The sequence below is a fragment of the Mesorhizobium waitakense genome (assembly GCF_056431085.1).
On sequence record NZ_JBWKME010000024.1, the window covers coordinates 155,289 to 171,403 of the forward strand.

The following is a 16,115-nucleotide window of genomic DNA, read 5'->3' on the forward strand; positions in this document are numbered from 1 at the left end:
GCATGCCTGTCGTCGCTCGCACTGGATATGCCAGGGACGTCGACCATCAATGGCCTATGCGAATGGGCTCAGCCGACCCTGACGACAAAATGCTTCGTCACCGGTTCGATGATCTTCCAGGTTCCCTTGAAATCGGCTTCCACCACGAAAGCGTCGCCGGGGCCCACCTCGACCGCTGCGCCGCCATCGGGAGTGATGATGATGCGGCCCGCGATCATGTGCACGAACTCGTAGTCGGTGTAGGTCGCGTGATAGGTGCCTGGCGTCGCCCGCCATGTACCCGAGATCACCTTGCCGTCCTCGGTCGTGTGCTGGACGGCGGTTTGCATGGTCGGTTTGCCTTCGACCACGATCCATCCGGCCAGATCGCCGGCGTCGGCCTTTTCGACAGCGCCGAATTTGAGGATTGTCTCGCGTGTCATGGCTCAGGCTCCGTTTGATTGGCTCAGGCGTCAGTTGCCTGGACGGTCAGATAGCGGATGCTCCTGACGCCGGCAACCGGCCGGCAACATCCGGCCGACATCACTATGAAGCGTGCGCCGCATGCGCCTCGAGCATGCGCCGGGCGCTTTCCTCGTCGGTGATCAGGATCGTCGGTGCGATCAGGGTCATGGCGCCAAGCAAGGCTTCGATCTTCTCCTCGCCGCCGGAGGTCAGGATACGGATCGGCGCCTTGCGCAGCCGGTCGACATCCACCGACATCACGTGGCTGTTGACGGGATGGTCGACCAGATCGCCATTGCGGTCGAAGAAATGGAACAGAAGGTCGCCAACGGCGCCACGCGCAAGCAGAGCCTCCCGATCCGCTTCCTTGAGAAAGCCGCCGCGAGAGAAGGTGGTGGCCGAGGCGATGCCGCCGACGCTCAGCAGAACGGCATCGAGCACGTTGGCCATTTCAAAAACCTCCTGCAGGCCGCAGCGCTCGACCAGTGCGATCTTGGTCTCGACGCTGTCGACGACAGCCGGCGTCGGGATCAGATAGCCGTCGCCCTGGAAGATTTGGGCGAAGCGCCAGGCGAACTCGGCCGGGTTGAATCGACGCACGACGCCGACACCGCCGAGCAGCGAAATGACCTTGAAGTCGGTGAGCGACTTGGCGCTGATGAAGGGCAGGCTTAAGAACAGCGTCCTGCCCCAGCCGACGCCGACGCGCATGCCGGACTTCATCGTGTCGGACAGGAAGCTGCCAGTCTTGGCGCTGATCGCCGGGGTCGGGTCGGCATTGGGGGCGGAAAGCGGCGCCACCAGCGCCTGCTGCAGCCCGAAGGTCTTTTCCAGCGCCCGCTCCAGCCGCACGATTTCCGACAATTCGCTTTCGATGCTGATCTTCACCTCGTTGCGCGAGCGGGCGTCCGCCAGCATGCGCACGATGGTGACGCGGCCGACGCCAAGCACGTCGGCGATCTCGTTCTGCGTCATCTGCTCGACGAAATACATCCAGGCGGCGCGAATCCTGAGGCGATCCGTCCGGCTTTCGCTGGCGACCTGCTCGGGCGTCTCGCTTCCACCTCGACGATCGTCGGTTTCGCTCTGTCGTCGCCTGCCCAAATTCGTCCCTCCCCCACGGCGATGGACGAGCGCGCCGTCGCCGATTCTGCATGCTGGTCTAGTATCGCCTATTGATCTACCAATCGATAGGAACAATCTAGAAGTGGCGGCTGCCTTCTGTTGGCGACCATCCGCAGCAATTCGAGGCGATTGGCAATGCTCCGACAAATCTCCGAAGATGTCCGCGTCAATCTGAAAGACCGGTTGCGGGAAGTCCGTGAAATCATTCGCCAAAGCCGCCATGACGGTAGCGGCGACGCCAGTGTCGTGCGCGAAGCAACCAGCCATCTGCCGCCATTTCCAGGCAAAGGCATCGAAGGTCTGCTCAGCCATGCCGCAAGTGCCTTCGACGAAGCGCTGTCGATCGCCGAATCCTTTGTCCCGCATGAGCGCCCGATCAAGGTCGACGGCACCACCGTAAAAGGCCTCGCCACTTATTTCCCGGCCGGGAACGAAGATCGCCAGTTGAGCGCGGAGCGCCTGTTCCGGCGCGACATGTACTATCTGACCAAGGCGGTGCTGGCCGGCCTGAACATCGACAATGCCCGCATTCACGAAGCCGATTTCGCCGCCGTCCATGCCACGATGCGCAAGCGGCATGGCGATCTGCTGGCCGCCTTGGTCGCGCCAGGTGCTGGGCTTCCGGCGATCGCGGCCACCTGTTCGGCGCTGCTGGTCGAGTGTCTCAACCAGCGCCCCGTCCACTTTGCCGAAACGCCGGAGACGTCGGTGATCGGGGACCGGACGCTCGACATCAGCTGCCTGGCGCCGCTCGTTCTGGCCTGTGGCCTGGCAACCACCGGCAGGGAAGGCTTGCCGGAACCGGATATGCTGGAGATTGCGATCCTGGCAGCCGATATCCGCCAAGACCGCATCGTTCAGGCCTGCGCCAAGGCGAGCCCGGTCGACGAACTGACACCCGTCTTCGCCACCTTGCTTGCCCATTTGCCGTAGCGGCCCAGAACTCGGCTAGGCGGCACCTTCGGCCGCCATGGCCATGATCGCCTTCTTGGCACGCTGGATCGAGGCTGGGCTCATCGAGAGCTCGGTAAACCCCATTTTGATGAATGTTGCAATGAGATCGGGGCGGCCGGCCGCTTCGCCGCACATGCCGACCATGATGCCGGCGGCGACGCCGGCTTTGGCCGTCATTTCGATCGCCGACATGACGGCCGGATTGGTGACATCGTTGAGCTTGGCCACCGTCGGGTTCAGCCGGTCGGCGGCCATGATGTACTGGGTCAGGTCGTTGGTGCCGATCGAGAAGAACGCCACCTCCCTGGCAAGCGCCGGGGCAATCAGCACGGCCGCAGGGGTCTCGATCATCACGCCGAGATCAAACGCCGCATGCGGCACGCCTTCGGCTTTCAGCTCGGTCGCGCATTCCGCGACCAGAACCCGCGTCTGCCTGACCTCGCCGATGTCGGCCACCATCGGCAGCATCACCTTGACGTTGCCGTGCACGGCCGCCCGCAGCAGCGCCCTGAGCTGGCGCTTGAAGATGTCGGGCCGGTCGAGGCACATGCGGATGCCGCGCCAGCCCAGAAAGGGGTTTTCCTCTTCGGGAAATTCGATGCCGGCGATCGGCTTGTCGCCGCCGATGTCGAGCGTGCGCACGATGACCGGGTACGGTGCGAAGGCCTTGGCCAGCGCCGCATAGGTCTCGGCCTGCATGTCTTCCGAGGGAAGGTGCATATGGCGCATGAACAGAAGCTCGGTGCGGAACAGGCCGACGCCCATCGCGCCGGCCTCCTGCGCCGCTTCGATTTCCTCCAGCGAGCCGATATTGGCCGCGACCTCGATCACCTTGCCATCGGCCAGCTTCGGCGTCACCGTCTTGAAGATGGTCAGTCCGGCGCGTTCCTGCGCCGCCGCTTCGACACGGCCGGCGAATTCGGCGCGGGTCGCCGCGTCGGGATCGACGATCACGCGGCCGCTGTTGCCATCGAGGGCCACTTCGCGCGCCGTGCGCAAGGCATTGATCTGGTCGCCGAGGCCGAGCACCGCTGGAATGCCGTGCGAGCGGGCGATGATGGCGATGTGTGAGGTGGCGCCGCCATGGCCGCACACCACCCCGCCGATGCGCTTCAGCGGCGCGCGCGCGAGATCCCAGGCGCCGATGTCGTCAGCGATGAGGACAGCGCCTTCGGCGATGGTTTCGAGGCTGATGTCGTCCTGCCCGAGCAGCACGAGGCAGATCTGCCGCCCGACCGCATGGACATCATCCGCCCTTGCGTTGAGATAGTGATCCTCGACCGCGCTGAAATCGGCGGCGATGGTGGAGGCGGCGGTGATGACGGCTGAAACCGCATCGTTGCCGCCCTTGATCAGGCCCTCCGCTTCGCCGGTCAGGCTGTCGTCGGCAGCGATGTCCCTGAGCGCAGCGATGATGCCACGGTCTCCAGCCGACAGACTGTCCTGCGCCAGTGCCCGGTCCATGCGCGCCTGGACCGCAGCGACGGCGGCGCGGAACCTGTCGATCTCGCCGGCGATCTCCTCGGCCTGCAACCTGCGGCCTTGTCCGGCGATATCAGGCGGGAAATGCGCGAAGGCCGGCCCGATGGCGACACCTTCGCTTGCGGCCACGCCGCGTAACCCGGTGGTTGCGTCGGCAACAGCAGGCACAGAGTCTAACGCGGCAGCGGCGTCCTGACCTGTATTGCCAGCCGGCGGCGAGTCCTCGTCGTCAAGGCCCGCCTTGGGATTTTCGAGATAGCCGATCAACGCCTCGATGGCCTCGATGGCGTCGGCGCCGTTCGCCCGCACGGTGACTTCCTGGTTTTCCTTGACCGCCAGCAGCATCAGCTTGACCGAGCTCTTGGCGCTGACCGCCTTGCCGTCCTTGACCAGTTCGACATCCGATTCGAAACCCTTGGCGAGCTTGACGAACCGCGTCGCGGGACGGGCGTGCAAACCTTCATGCACTCTGACGATGGTCGAGCGTTCCATGGCAATACTCTGGTCCTGGGCACCACCGCCAACATCGGCGGCGACGCGAATGCTGTCAGGCGGCGATGGTGATGATCGCGCCGGTCGTGAGCGCAGCCACGAGCGCTTGCGCATCGACCTGCGAGGCGCAGATCTCGCCCGGCCGCTCGGCCTCGGCAGCGCCGTTGAACGAGATGACGACATGGCCCATTTCCAGCACCTTGCTCCAGGCGCTGGAACCGACCGCAGTAATGGTCGCGGCAACCGGGCCAAGGGTGATCGACGCGCCCTTTTGAGGCGCACCGTCGCTGGGTCCGTGCTCCGTCTTGTGGAGCACGGAAACCTCGGCAAGCTCCGGCGGCGAGCCATCCGCAAACAGGATGACCACGCCCCCTTCGGCAAGATCCGCCACTTCGGGTCCGATGGCAGTGACCCGTGTTCTCAACAGAACCGTCATATGGCGAACCTCATTTCCTAACTTCTCTAAGAGCGATTCACTGTTTCACGAAAACGGCGAACCGCTCTATCCCTTTGTTTGGCGGAATTCCGGACGGAAAACCGTCTCACACTTTTCCTGGAACTGTTTCAGAACACGATCAGGCTGACGATCCAGGCGATCAGCACCGAGACCGGGCCCATGATCTGGCGGCTGATGAGCACCGCCGGAACACCGATCTCGATCGTCTTCGGTTTGGCCTCACCGAGCGCCAGGCCGACAGGAACGAAGTCGCAGCCCACCTGGGTATTGTAGGCAAACAGCGCCGGCAGTGCCATTGCCGGCGAAATCGTGCCGTTGGCGATCTGCGGACCGATGATTGCAACGCCGATGACCTGTGCGATGACCGCGCCTGGCCCGAGGATGGGCGACAGGAACGGCAGGCCGCAGATCGCCGAGATGATCAGCAGGCCGACTATGTTGTTGGCCAACGGACCCATCGGCTGCGCCAGCACATCGCCGATGCCGGTGTAGAGGATCAGACCGATGAGCATGGTCACGAAGGCCATGAACGGCAGCACGTTGCGCACGACCTGGTCGATGGTGCGGCGGCCGGCATTGAAGAAGATGCCGACGACACGGCCCATGACGCGGCCGATCGAGCTGATCAGGCCGATCACACCACCTTCGCTCGGCAGCGGTTGCGGCGCCGTGGCCGCGTTGTTGTTGCCTGGATTCATCGATGCTGCTCCCCCTGCAGTGGTGACCGCTTCGGATCCGTCCGCCATCGTGATGTTGGCCGGCTTCACGCCCGAAACGTAGATGTCCTCGGTGATGAACTGTGCAAGCGGCCCAGACTGGCCGACCGGCGTCAGATTGACGGTCGGGATGCGCTTGCGCGGATAGACGCCGCACCGTGCGGTACCACCGCAATCGACGACGACAACCGCCATCTCGCTTTCGATCGGCGGCGCCTTGAACCCGTCGACGGCTTCGGCGCCGGTCATCTCAGCGATCAGTTTCGCCACCGGGTGAATGCCACCACCGGTCACGGAGACAACCTTGCTGCGCTGCTCGGTCGGCTCGATCACCAGCGGCCCACCCCAACCGGTGTTGCCCCGGGAAATCCTTACGGCTTTGTATGTCTTGGCCATGATGTCCTCCCCGCCCTTAAAGCTCGACGCCCTGGCGGCGTGCCATGATGGCGGTGATGCGTTCGGTCAGCATGCCCTTGAGCAGGATGACGACGAGGCCGACGATGGCGTACCAGATCGCCACCTTGACGTGGTAGCCGGCGACGACGGCGCCCTTCTTCTCCAGTTCCAGCAGCGCGACGAGAATACCGCCCCAGACGAAATACTCGCCGGGATTGATGTGCGGGAACAGGCCGAGCGGCGGGTGCACATAGGACACTGCCGCGTCATAGAAGGCGGGCTTGTGCTTCTCTTCCAGGAACGATCCGAACGTATAGGCCATCGGATTGGTGAGGAAGAACACCGCCAGCAGCGGCAGCAGCGTGTAGCGCGTCAGCGCGATCCTGCCGGCGCCGCGCGCCAGGCCGTGCACGCGCTCTTCGCCGACCAGTTCGGTGACTGCGTAGAAGGCGGTCATCAGCACCACCAGTGTCGGAATGATGCCGGTGACGAAGCCGGCGAACACCTCGCCGCCCTTCTGGAAGATGCCGATGAAGTACTTGCCGATGGCGGTCAGCCAGCCGAGTTGCTCTTCCTGCTGGACTTCCTTCAGCTTTTCCTTGAACTGATCGACGGTGATCGGTCCGCTGTCCGCCTGTGCGAGGACAACGAGATGGTCGGAGGCATGCTCTACCGCGAGCTTGCCATGCAATGCAGCATCCGAGACCATGGCACCTGCGACATGCAGATTGTGCACGGCCATGTCGGCATGCTGCGCCAACAACGAAAATACAGACATTTCTCCTCCTTATGCCGCCCGCCGGTTGATCCCAGTCGGTGCGCGGCGTCCTCTCTCTAAGCCCTTGCTACGTTCAAACCGGACAGACCCGGCTTCTTCCCCGGCTCCGACCGTGTCTTGTCGATCTGTTCGATCGCCCGCTTCACGGCCTCGGCCACACCGGGTTCCCCCTCCCCCATAATTGCAGGGTTGGACCGGACTCGATCGAGGGGAACGCCCTCGAATTCTTCATGTCTCTTGAACTTGGTGAACACGGAACGGCCGCTCATCACCATCAGGCGGCGCACGACCAGGTCAGGCGTCACCACGACCAGAGCGATGGTGCCCTTGGCCAATCGACCGCGAAAATTGCCGGCTCCGACGAAGCCATCCTTGTACTGGTCGGTGACGCCCCTGAAGACATCCGAATAGTGCCGCATCTGCAGCCAGACGCCGAGCGACTGCAGCGCCCACACAATAACCAGCAGAAGCAGTCCCCACTGCCAAATCGCCATTCGGTTCTCCTCCCGAAGCCTATGTTGAACCGCACCTTGGATCGACGCGTGACAACAGCAAAGTGAGAACATTTGTTTCCGCGAATGTCAATATGTATGATACTGGCCTCCACTGTGGTCATCCACAGGCCGTCAACCGATTTCGGCGGCGGCGCCGTTGTGCTAGCCTCACCGGGAACAGGATACGAGAAACATGGATCTGCCCTTCAGGGACGAACTGGCGCTGATGCCCGACCTTCGCCACAGGTTGCGGCAGTTGCGCTGGTTCCGCGCCACCTTCCGCGGCAGTGCCAAGGTGGTGTCGGACACGTTCGGCGTGCGCTTTGAAATCGATGAGGCCAAGCTCACCCGCGCGTTTCTCGACTGGGTCGAGGTCATGGAGGCGCAGAAAGGCTTCGCCGCGGTCGACCGCGCCGACTTCATCGTCTTTGCCGCTGGCCTCGTTTTGCGCGAACTGATCAGGCAGGCGCCGGCAAGGGAAATCTCCGGCCTCAGCCAGCTGATTGAAACGGATTCGAATGCCGGCACGCTGGAAATCATCCGCTTCTGGCCGGAAGGGTTCCTCTACACCAACTACTGCGTCTCGGTGATCTCGGCGATTCACGAGCAGGAATTCGGCAGTGCGCCGAGCATCGACAAATGCGCCGACGACCTGCGCACATGGTGGTCCTATCGCGAGAACGTGACCGAGATGCCGGCCTACGCAGTGGCTTTCCTCGACCGCTTTCTCGGCGCCGAACCGAACTGGATCACGCCCGATCGCGCGCAGTCCCGGCAGGCCATGCAACGGGCACTCGGATCCGCGCGTGCCAGCGATGCCATGCGCCGGCTTTGATTGACCGCCGGTTTCGCGCCTCCAGGCGAGGTGGCTGTCAAAGCCCCGCCCTTGAACATCTGACTTTTTGCCGATAGCGATGTGCGATATCGACTCGGGAGAAAAGCGCGTGGCGCGATCAAGGCATATCATTTTCGATTGCGACGGCGTTCTTGTCGACAGCGAACCTCTGGCCGCCCGCGCCTATGAACGCGTCTATGACAAGCATGGCATGCCTGGGGTTCACGGCGGTATCATCGCCCAATGCATCGGCATGAAGCAGTCCGACATCATCGCCAAGATCAGGGATTTGACCGGTCACCAGTTTCCGGCGGCGGCGGACGGCGACATCTGGGCCGAGACCAAGATCCTGTTTTCGCAGGAGTTGAAGCCGACCCCCGGCATCACAGCGTTTCTGGAGACGCTTGCCGGCGACCGCTGTGTCGCCTCGTCATCCTCCGTCGAGCGCATAAACCACAGCCTGACTGTGACCGAACTGGCGCGGTTTTTCGGCGATGCGATCTACAGTTCCTCGATGGTCAAGCGAGGCAAGCCCGCGCCTGATATCTTCCTGTTTGCCGCCGACAAGATGGGCGCCAAGCCGGCAGACTGCATCGTCATCGAGGATTCGCCCTTCGGGATAGAGGGCGCGGTCGCCGCAGGCATGACGGCGATCGGCTACACCGGTGGCGGCCATACCTATGCGGAGCACGGCGCGCGACTGACAGCGGCAGGTGCCAATTTCATCTGCAGCGATTGGCAAGAAGTTAGCCGGCAACTGGCCGGGCTCGGTGTGCCGGCCTAGCCTATCAGCGAACAGGCAGTCCAAGGCGGACCCATTCGCTGGGCGGGATCGCCGGTCCGACGCGGAAGGTGAAGGACAAGACCCTCGTCGCATCGGTGTCGACCTGGCACCGGAAGCCCAGATGGTACCATTTCGTCGTTGCGCGGAAAGCGACATCCGGGGCGTCAAGGACATTGCCCACCTTCAGCGGGACACTTGGGATCAGGTCGGGGAAATAAGAGGCGTCCACCAGTTGCTGCTGCAACGCGCTGGCGCAAAGTTGGGCAATACGCTTCTCGCGAGGCACCCCACCCATCGCGCTCGTAGCCAGCGCATCGCCGGTAGCGCCCTGCGAGTAGAGCCTGTGAACCCCCGGAAGGCCCGAATAAGCCCGCGAAGCACTAGCGGCGTTATCCGTGGAATTTGGCCTCCCGGCGCTCTCGCTTCGGGACTGGGAGACCTTCGCAGGGCCAGGCTTCGGCGCATTTGCGGGTCTGGGCTTCGGCGCTTCTGTTGACGTGGGAAGCTCGATCTCACCGTCGCCGTCGGCAGCCAAAGGTGGTGGCGCCGCTTCTGTCTGCTTGTCGGGTTCGTTCGCTCCCGCCTCTTCTTTGTCCGCCTGCTGTCTATCCATATCCTGGGTCGAAGCTGCCTGTTTGGCCTGTTCGGGCTCGGCGTCCTTCGCAGCGTCCACCGGCTTCTCGCCGACTTTGGTTGAATCTGGCCGCCCCTCGGCGACCGCCGGCGTGGTGGATTGGTTCTCTGCAGGCTTCGGCACGACAGGCGGCTTCGAATCGTCCTCCTTGGCCGGCGAAGGCGAGGTGTCTTGAGCGCTGGCCCCATCCAGGGATTTCCTGGGGCCGGTATCCTTGTCGCCAAACTGGAAAACAGGCTTCAGGACCTCGACTTTCGAGGGCTTTTCCGGCGCAGGTGGTTTTTCTGCTTTCGGTTCCGGCGGTTTTTCAACCTCCGGTTCCGGTGGCTTCGGAGGCGGTACCGGAGCAGGCTTCGGTTTTGGTTGCTCGGGCGGAGGCACGAGCGCGACATTGACCGCCTGCTCCTCCTGCGGCTGTTGGGGAGGCCTAGGCACGTTGTAGACCACGAGCGCTGCGACGAGCGCGTGCAGGATCAGCGATGCGGGCAAGGCCCACAACAAATTCCGGCGCCGGTCTCCTGTCTCGTCCTTCATTCCTTCCGATGTGGAATGAAAAAGCGGCGGCTTCAAGCACAGCCACTGTATTGGCGCAATTTAGCCGCTGATAGGTTGTCGATTTGGATCACCACACCCAGGGCAGCCCGGCCAAGGCGCTGGGGCGGCTCAATGAGCGGCTACCCACGATCCGATCCATCAAGACCGGAGATCAGCCAGTTCGCCGCCGCCAGGATGGGTGCCGATCCGGCCGACTGCATCGTCATCGAGGATTCGTCCTTCGGCACCCAGGGCGCGGTTGCCGCCGGCCTGACGGCGATTGGCTACACTGGCGGCGGTCACACCTGTGCCAAGCATGCCGCCCGGCTGACGGCGGCTGGTGCCGATTTCGTCTGCGCGGACTGGCAAGAAATTAGCCGGCAATTGTCCGGGCTTGGCGTGCCGGTCTAATTTAGCGGATACTTAGTGAATCCACGGCTGGCCCATTCGCCAGGCGGGACTAATGACCCCACACGGAAGTTGAAAGATAGGACCCTCGTCGCATCGGCGTCGACTTCACATCGGAAGTTTAGATCGTACCAAGTGCTTCTAGTGCTGAAGGCCGCTTGAGTAGGGTTGAGAACATTGCCTTTGTCCAGCGTAATGGTTGGCACCCATTTGACCGAATAGTCGGCACTTTGCAGTTCCTGGCTCAGAACATTGCCGCAAAGGGTGGCCACGCGCTGACCGCGCGGCACATTCTCCATGGAGCTTGTGGCGAAGGCATTGCCGGTTGCCCCCTGCGAGTAAAGCTTTCTGACGCCCGGAAGGCCGGAATAGATTGGCGATCCTGCAACATCGTTGTTGGTGGGATTTGACCTTCCAGCATTCCCGATCGGCGCTTTGAAGGCTCTTGCGGGTTTGAACGTCAACGTCTTGGCAGGTTTGGGCTTTGCCTTTCCAGTTAAGGCTGGAGGGGCTGGCTTACCACCAGTCTCAGCCGCCAATGGCTTTGGCGTCACAACCGCTTGCTTTTCGGCGGGTTGCGGTGCGAGCTCCTGTTTGTCCGCCTGCTGTCTGTCAGCGTCCTCGGTCGCCTGCTCCTCCTCGTTTTGCGCAGGTTTGGCGTCCGGCGCGGCGGCCTCCCGCGTTTCCTCGCCTTGCGCGGGCTTTTCGTCCGGCGCAACGGTGGCCGGCTTCTCGTCAGGCTTGCTGGGCTCTGCCTTCTGCTGTGGCGTTGCAGCCGGGGCGGGCTGTGTCGGCGCGGGTGTCGGTGTTATAGGCGGCTTCGCCGCCTCATCCTTGGCCGGTGATGGCGTGTTGGGTTTAGCGCTGCTTCCGTCGAGCGATTTCTCCGGTCCCGTATCTTTCTGGCCGTACTGGAAAACGCGCTTCAGAACATGCTCGTCTGGCGGTTTCGGGGGCTCCGGAGGCGGCTTTTGTTCAGGCGGCTTCTCAGCCTTCTTTTCAGGTGTCGGCTCCGGTGGCTTTGGAGCAGGTTTCTGCTTAGGCTTCTCGGGCGGCGGCACAATCGCGACATTGACGGGCTGTTCCTGCTGATCCGGCTGCTGCTCGGATCTCGGCACGCCAAAGAACAAGAACGCTGCGATCAAGGCATGCAGGATCAGCGATGCGGCCAAGGCCCATCGCCAACTGCGAAACCACTCTCGTATCTTGCCGTTCATTGCGCCCGATGTGGAATGAAATAGCGGCGGCTTCAAGCACAGGCACTGTATTGGCGCAATCTAGCCGCTGACAGGTTGGTGATTTCGATACCCGGCGCAGCTGCTGCCGGCGAGACCGGTGCGGCCTTTTCCCCCCGGTCGCCGAGCAGGTCGAGCATCATCATCATGCCGCCCCCGTCGCCGGGATGAGCCATCCGGATCGTATCCGCAGACGCGCCTGCGCGCCGCGCTCCAGCATCACCGGATCGGGCTGTTCGAAATGCAAGGTGAGGTCGGGGCTGGCGGAAGGGGCAAATTCGATGCGCGCCGAGCCACCTTGGTAGATCACCCGCTTGACGAGGCCATCGAAGCCGGGACCGTCCGGTACCACCTCGAGATCGGCTGCCCGGCAGCAGATCTTTGCGCCGGCGCGAGGCCGCTCGCCCGTCCGGCAGCGAACGACCAGCTCGGTGCCGAGAACCCGGACCTTGCAGTGACCGGCCTGCTCTGGGCTCAGCACATCGGCGGGAAGCAAGATACCTTGCGAAATGAAGGACGCCACCATTTCATTTGCCGGCTCATGATAGAGCTGGCGCGGCGTCGCCAACTGCGCCAGGCGTCCATGATCCATCACCGCGATGCGGTCGGCCAGCGCCATCGCTTCGGCCTGGTCATGGGTGATGTAGACGATGGTGGTGCCCGTGCGCTTGTGAAAGGCGGCGAACTCATCCTCCATCGAGGCTCTCAGATGCACGTCCAGATTGGCGAGCGGCTCGTCGAACAGCACCAGCGACGGCGCGGCGACAAGGCAGCGCGCCAGCGCCACCCGCTGACGCTGGCCACCGGAGAGATTGGCCGGCCTGCGGTCGCCCAGCCCCTGCAGATTGACCAGGGCGAGCGCGTCCTCGACCTTCTGGCGCGCAGCCGCCTTGTCGAGCTTTGCCACCTTGAGCGAATAGCCGATGTTCTCGGCGACCGTCATGTGCGGCCACAGCGCATAGTTCTGGAAGACGATGCCGACGCGCCGCTTTTCCGGCGCGACGCTGCCGCCCGTGCCCGACATGACCTCATTGCCGATGCGGATCTCGCCTGACGTCACCTTCTCGAACCCGGCGACGAGGCGCAGCAACGTCGTCTTGCCGCAGCCGGAGGGGCCGAGCACGGCCAGGAACTCGCCGTCGCCGACATCGATCGATACACCCTTGACCGCGTCGAAGTCGGCAAAACTCTTGGTCACATGGTCCAGGGTCAATCGCGCCATGGCAGCACTCCGCCTGGAAGGTGTAGGGCAAGCAGATTGGTCGCCAGCATCAGCACGAAGGTGACCGCCACGGTGATGACGGACATCGCCGCCGCGTAGTTGGAATCGCCACCCTGCTCGAAGGAAAACATCACCACGCCGATCGTTTCCGAGCCCGACGACCACAGCAGCGCCGAAACAGTGAGCTCGCTGAGCGCCGTCATGAAGATCAGCAGGCCGCCGGCGATTGCCGCCGGCGCCACCAGCGGAAAGATGATCGTTCGCATACGCAGGAACAGCCCGGCACCGGCCACCTGGGCCGCTTCTTCCAGCGCCCGGTCGATCTGGTGAAAGCCGCTGATGGTCGGCCGCAGCGCCAGCACCAGGAAGCGGGCGAGGTAGGCATAGAGGATGATCCAGACGGTGTTGTAGAGCTGGATACCGGTGAGCGGGATCGGCCGCAGGAACAGGAGCAGCGAGGCGATTGCCAGCACCACGCCGGGCAAGGCATAGGGCAGTTCGACCGACAGGTTGAGCAGTCGCACCCAGCGCTGCTTGCTCCAGACAATGAGGTAGCCGATCGGCACGGCGACGAGAACCGCGAAGAAGGCCGCCGCGATCGACAGCCAGAAGCTGTTGAAGAAGGCGCGGCTGGCCGCGTCATGCTCGAACAGCACGAAACGATAATTGTCGAGCGTTGCCGTCCTGACGGTGAGAGCAATGCCGTAGCCCGGCACCAGCGATGTCAGCACCAGCCCGAGCAATGGCAGGAACAGCACCGCCACGATCAGCAGCCACATGCCGGCCTGGACGGCAGGCCGCCAGCGGCCGAGCTCGTAGGGCTCGGTCGGCAGCAACGTCGAGCTGATGCGATAATCGCGGCGGCGGCTCATGACCTCCTGCGCGAGAATGCCGCCCATGGCGATGATGCCGATCAACACTGACAGGAACGCGGTTTCGCCGAGCACCGCAGGGCCGCCGCCGGCCAGCCGCTGATAGATCAGCGTCGGCAGCACGAGATAATTGGCGGGAATGCCGAGAAAGGCAGGGATACCGAAATTGCCGACGCAGGACACGAAGGCAAGTGCCGCGGCCGCCATGATCGACGGCGTCATCAAAGGCAGCACGACGGTGACCAGCACGGTGAACCAGCCGGCGCCGCCGGCTCGCGCCGCCTCGACCAGTTCGCGCGGCAGCTTGCGCAGCCCGGCGCGCACCAGCAGGAAGACCAGCGGACCGTATTGCACGCCGAGCAGCAGGATGATGCCCGAGGTGGAATAGAGGGGATTTCTGGTGCCGAGCGGCGGTGCCGCGCCAAACAGCTTGAGGAACGGACTTGCCGGACCGAACAGTTGCAGCCAGGCGAGCGCGGTCACCTGCGGTGCGATCATCAATGGCATGACGTAGCAGAGCACCAGCGCACTGCGGCCGCGTATGTCGGTCAGCGTGATGAGGAGAGCCACCAGCGTTCCCGACAGCACCGCAAGCAAGGTGCCGCCGATGCCGACGATCAGCGTGTGCCAGGTCGCAATCCAGGTCGCTGGACTTCTCAATTCCGCTTCTATCGCCATGCCGGACAAGGTGCCGCCTGGTGCCACGATCTCCTTGATGAGGCGCAGCATCGGCAGCAAGGAAAGCAGGGCGATGACGACGGTCACCATCGCCGTCAGGGCCATTTCCTGGCCCCGGCTTTCCCTGATCCGTGTCGACATGATTGCGTTTCCTGGGATCTGTCAGCGGTCCGGGATGTCGCTTTCAACGGCATCCCGCCGCGATTGTCGGGCTCAGCCGCCGAACAGTTCCGAGAACTTCGCCTTGTCGGCGTCGGTGGCGGCCACGATGGCCTTGGTGTCGAACGGCATCACCTTGACCTTGACGCCTTCCGGCATCCATTCGGGGCGGCCGACCGAGGCGCGCGCCGGCAGATAACCCATGGACAGCGCCAACTTCTGGCCTTCGTCGGAAAGAATGAAGTCGACGAACTTCTTGGCGCCGTCAACATTCTTGGCGGTCTTCATAATGGCGACCGGTTCGGTCACCGCCGGCACGCCTTCGCTAGGGAACACGAACTCCACCGGAGAGCCCTTCTTCTTGGCATTCATCGCCATGAAGTCGACCAGGATGCCATAGGGCTTCTCGCCGCTCGCCACCGACTTCAGCACGGCGCCATTGCCGCGCACACTGACAGTGTTGTTGGTCTTCAGCTTCTGGAAGAAATCCCAGCCATAATTGGTGTCGCCGACGAAGCCGGAGAGCAGATAGGCGGCCGCACCCGAATAGAGCGGGCTCGGCATGACCAGGCCGTCGGCATAGGCCGGCTTGGCGAGATCGGCCCAATGCGCAGGCTTTTCGGCCGCCGCAGTGTTGTAGACGATGCCGGTGGTGATCAGCTTGCTGCCGAAATAAGTCTTGCCGGCGTCATAGGCATCAGCCTCGATGCCGTCCAGCTTTGCCTCGGGATAGGGCAGCAGCCGGTCGTCCTTCTTCAACAGCTCCATGCTGATCGCGTCGGCGATCAAAAGCACGTCGGGCTGCGGGCTGCCGGCAGCGAATTCGGCTGCCATCTTGGTCAAGATGTCACTCGTTCCCGAACGATAGATGGTCACGTCGATACCGGGCTGCGCCTTCTCGAAGGCATCCACGGTCTTGGCCGCATCGGCTTCCGGTTGGGATGTGTAGAGCGTCAGCGTTTCAGCACCGGCCACGCCGGCAAACAAAGTTGCCGCGAGTGCAAGCTGGCTGGCCAGCAGCTTGATGAATAGCGTCTTCATGAGACCTCCTGTCTGTCTGTGCATGAGTGGTCCGGCGCCTTGGCCGGTTCCCGTCTCCCCTCCCTGCACGGCGCATATGACTGGTGGATGACAGCGCCCATGCCCGGCCCAATCAGGTGACAGCTTCCGGCGAAATGCTCTCACGGCACAACGATACCGGCCCGCGGAACCAGTGTTCCACGTGCCTTATGGCTGCACCTGGACCTGCTGCGATCCTTCGGGGCACCCGAGGTGCTTTGGTGAGTCGGCCGGCCCTAGACCAGCATGCCCATCGGGTTCTCGATCAGGCGTTTGAAGGCAACCAGCAATTCGGCCCCCAGCGCACCATCAACGGCGCGATGGTCGGTCGACAGCGTCACCGACATCACGGTGGCG

18 protein-coding genes are annotated in these 16,115 nt (G+C 63.3%); 4 read left to right on the top strand and 14 right to left on the bottom strand.

What is annotated here, in order from left to right; genetic code table 11:
• Positions 1-68: 68 nt before the first annotated feature.
• Positions 69-422, bottom strand: a complete 354-nt coding sequence (locus AC07FD_RS08740) for a cupin domain-containing protein (RefSeq protein WP_478349516.1) — start codon at positions 420-422, stop codon at positions 69-71.
• A 103-nt stretch (positions 423-525) separates the two neighbouring features.
• Entirely contained in the window at positions 526-1,548 is a 1,023-nt protein-coding gene (locus AC07FD_RS08745) for a sugar-binding transcriptional regulator (protein WP_478349517.1), read from the bottom strand.
• 156 nt (positions 1,549-1,704) lie between these two features.
• Here AC07FD_RS08745 and AC07FD_RS08750 point away from each other — a divergent pair, with 156 nt between their 5' ends.
• A complete protein-coding gene (locus AC07FD_RS08750; protein ID WP_478349518.1) occupies positions 1,705-2,502 on the top strand; it encodes a hypothetical protein in 798 nt (265 codons plus the stop codon).
• A gap of 15 nt (positions 2,503-2,517) precedes the next feature.
• Here the strand turns inward: AC07FD_RS08750 and ptsP are convergent, their stop codons facing one another.
• The 5 genes from ptsP to AC07FD_RS08775 form a co-directional block, all read right to left on the bottom strand.
• Complete coding sequence (gene ptsP / locus AC07FD_RS08755; RefSeq protein WP_478349519.1) at positions 2,518-4,497, bottom strand: phosphoenolpyruvate--protein phosphotransferase; 1,980 nt, start codon at positions 4,495-4,497, stop codon at positions 2,518-2,520.
• A gap of 55 nt (positions 4,498-4,552) precedes the next feature.
• Positions 4,553-4,933, bottom strand: a complete 381-nt coding sequence (locus tag AC07FD_RS08760) for a PTS glucitol/sorbitol transporter subunit IIA (RefSeq protein WP_095089211.1) — start codon at positions 4,931-4,933, stop codon at positions 4,553-4,555.
• Between the two features lie 128 nt (positions 4,934-5,061).
• The gene (gene srlE / locus AC07FD_RS08765) at positions 5,062-6,066 is read right to left on the bottom strand and encodes a PTS glucitol/sorbitol transporter subunit IIB (protein ID WP_478349520.1); all 1,005 of its coding nucleotides are present in this window, start codon (positions 6,064-6,066) and stop codon (positions 5,062-5,064) included.
• A 16-nt stretch (positions 6,067-6,082) separates the two neighbouring features.
• On the bottom strand, positions 6,083-6,844 hold the full coding sequence (gene srlA / locus AC07FD_RS08770; RefSeq protein ID WP_013892733.1) for a PTS glucitol/sorbitol transporter subunit IIC: 762 nt from the start codon (positions 6,842-6,844) through the stop codon (positions 6,083-6,085).
• A 56-nt stretch (positions 6,845-6,900) separates the two neighbouring features.
• Entirely contained in the window at positions 6,901-7,338 is a 438-nt protein-coding gene (locus AC07FD_RS08775; RefSeq protein ID WP_184875950.1) for a transcriptional regulator GutM, read from the bottom strand.
• A gap of 193 nt (positions 7,339-7,531) precedes the next feature.
• Between AC07FD_RS08775 and AC07FD_RS08780 the strand changes: the two genes are divergently transcribed.
• Together AC07FD_RS08780 and AC07FD_RS08785 are read left to right on the top strand one after the other, a co-directional pair.
• Positions 7,532-8,173, top strand: a complete 642-nt coding sequence (locus AC07FD_RS08780) for a hypothetical protein (RefSeq protein WP_478349521.1) — start codon at positions 7,532-7,534, stop codon at positions 8,171-8,173.
• A gap of 109 nt (positions 8,174-8,282) precedes the next feature.
• Positions 8,283-8,957 carry an HAD family hydrolase gene (locus AC07FD_RS08785; RefSeq protein ID WP_478349522.1) on the top strand — a complete coding sequence of 225 codons (675 nt, stop codon included), beginning with the start codon at positions 8,283-8,285 and terminating at the stop codon, positions 8,955-8,957.
• Between the two features lie 4 nt (positions 8,958-8,961).
• On the opposite strand, the gene AC07FD_RS08790 is transcribed toward AC07FD_RS08785, so the two are convergent.
• Positions 8,962-10,125 (bottom strand): DUF930 domain-containing protein, encoded by a 1,164-nt coding sequence (locus AC07FD_RS08790; protein WP_478349523.1) that lies wholly within the window; start codon positions 10,123-10,125, stop codon positions 8,962-8,964.
• A 132-nt stretch (positions 10,126-10,257) separates the two neighbouring features.
• Between AC07FD_RS08790 and AC07FD_RS08795 the strand changes: the two genes are divergently transcribed.
• On the top strand, positions 10,258-10,536 hold the full coding sequence (locus tag AC07FD_RS08795; protein WP_478349524.1) for an HAD hydrolase-like protein: 279 nt from the start codon (positions 10,258-10,260) through the stop codon (positions 10,534-10,536).
• Here AC07FD_RS08795 and AC07FD_RS08800 read toward each other — a convergent pair.
• The 6 genes from AC07FD_RS08800 to AC07FD_RS08825 form a co-directional block, all read right to left on the bottom strand.
• Positions 10,533-11,750 (bottom strand): DUF930 domain-containing protein, encoded by a 1,218-nt coding sequence (locus AC07FD_RS08800; protein ID WP_478349525.1) that lies wholly within the window; start codon positions 11,748-11,750, stop codon positions 10,533-10,535. The two genes, AC07FD_RS08795 and AC07FD_RS08800, sit on opposite strands and share 4 nt — an antisense overlap.
• A gap of 32 nt (positions 11,751-11,782) precedes the next feature.
• Positions 11,783-11,917 (bottom strand): hypothetical protein, encoded by a 135-nt coding sequence (locus tag AC07FD_RS08805; protein ID WP_478349526.1) that lies wholly within the window; start codon positions 11,915-11,917, stop codon positions 11,783-11,785.
• Positions 11,914-12,990, bottom strand: coding sequence for an ABC transporter ATP-binding protein (locus AC07FD_RS08810; RefSeq protein ID WP_478349527.1), 1,077 nt, complete (start codon positions 12,988-12,990; stop codon positions 11,914-11,916). The genes AC07FD_RS08805 and AC07FD_RS08810 overlap by 4 nt, the downstream gene beginning before the upstream one ends.
• On the bottom strand, positions 12,978-14,681 hold the full coding sequence (locus tag AC07FD_RS08815; RefSeq protein WP_478349528.1) for an ABC transporter permease: 1,704 nt from the start codon (positions 14,679-14,681) through the stop codon (positions 12,978-12,980). The genes AC07FD_RS08810 and AC07FD_RS08815 overlap by 13 nt, the downstream gene beginning before the upstream one ends.
• Positions 14,682-14,753: 72 nt before the next feature.
• Positions 14,754-15,740 (bottom strand): ABC transporter substrate-binding protein, encoded by a 987-nt coding sequence (locus AC07FD_RS08820; RefSeq protein ID WP_478349529.1) that lies wholly within the window; start codon positions 15,738-15,740, stop codon positions 14,754-14,756.
• Positions 15,741-15,994: 254 nt separating this feature from the next.
• The coding region (locus tag AC07FD_RS08825; protein WP_478349353.1) for a 2-oxo acid dehydrogenase subunit E2 at positions 15,995-16,115 on the bottom strand (121 nt) is incomplete at its 5' end.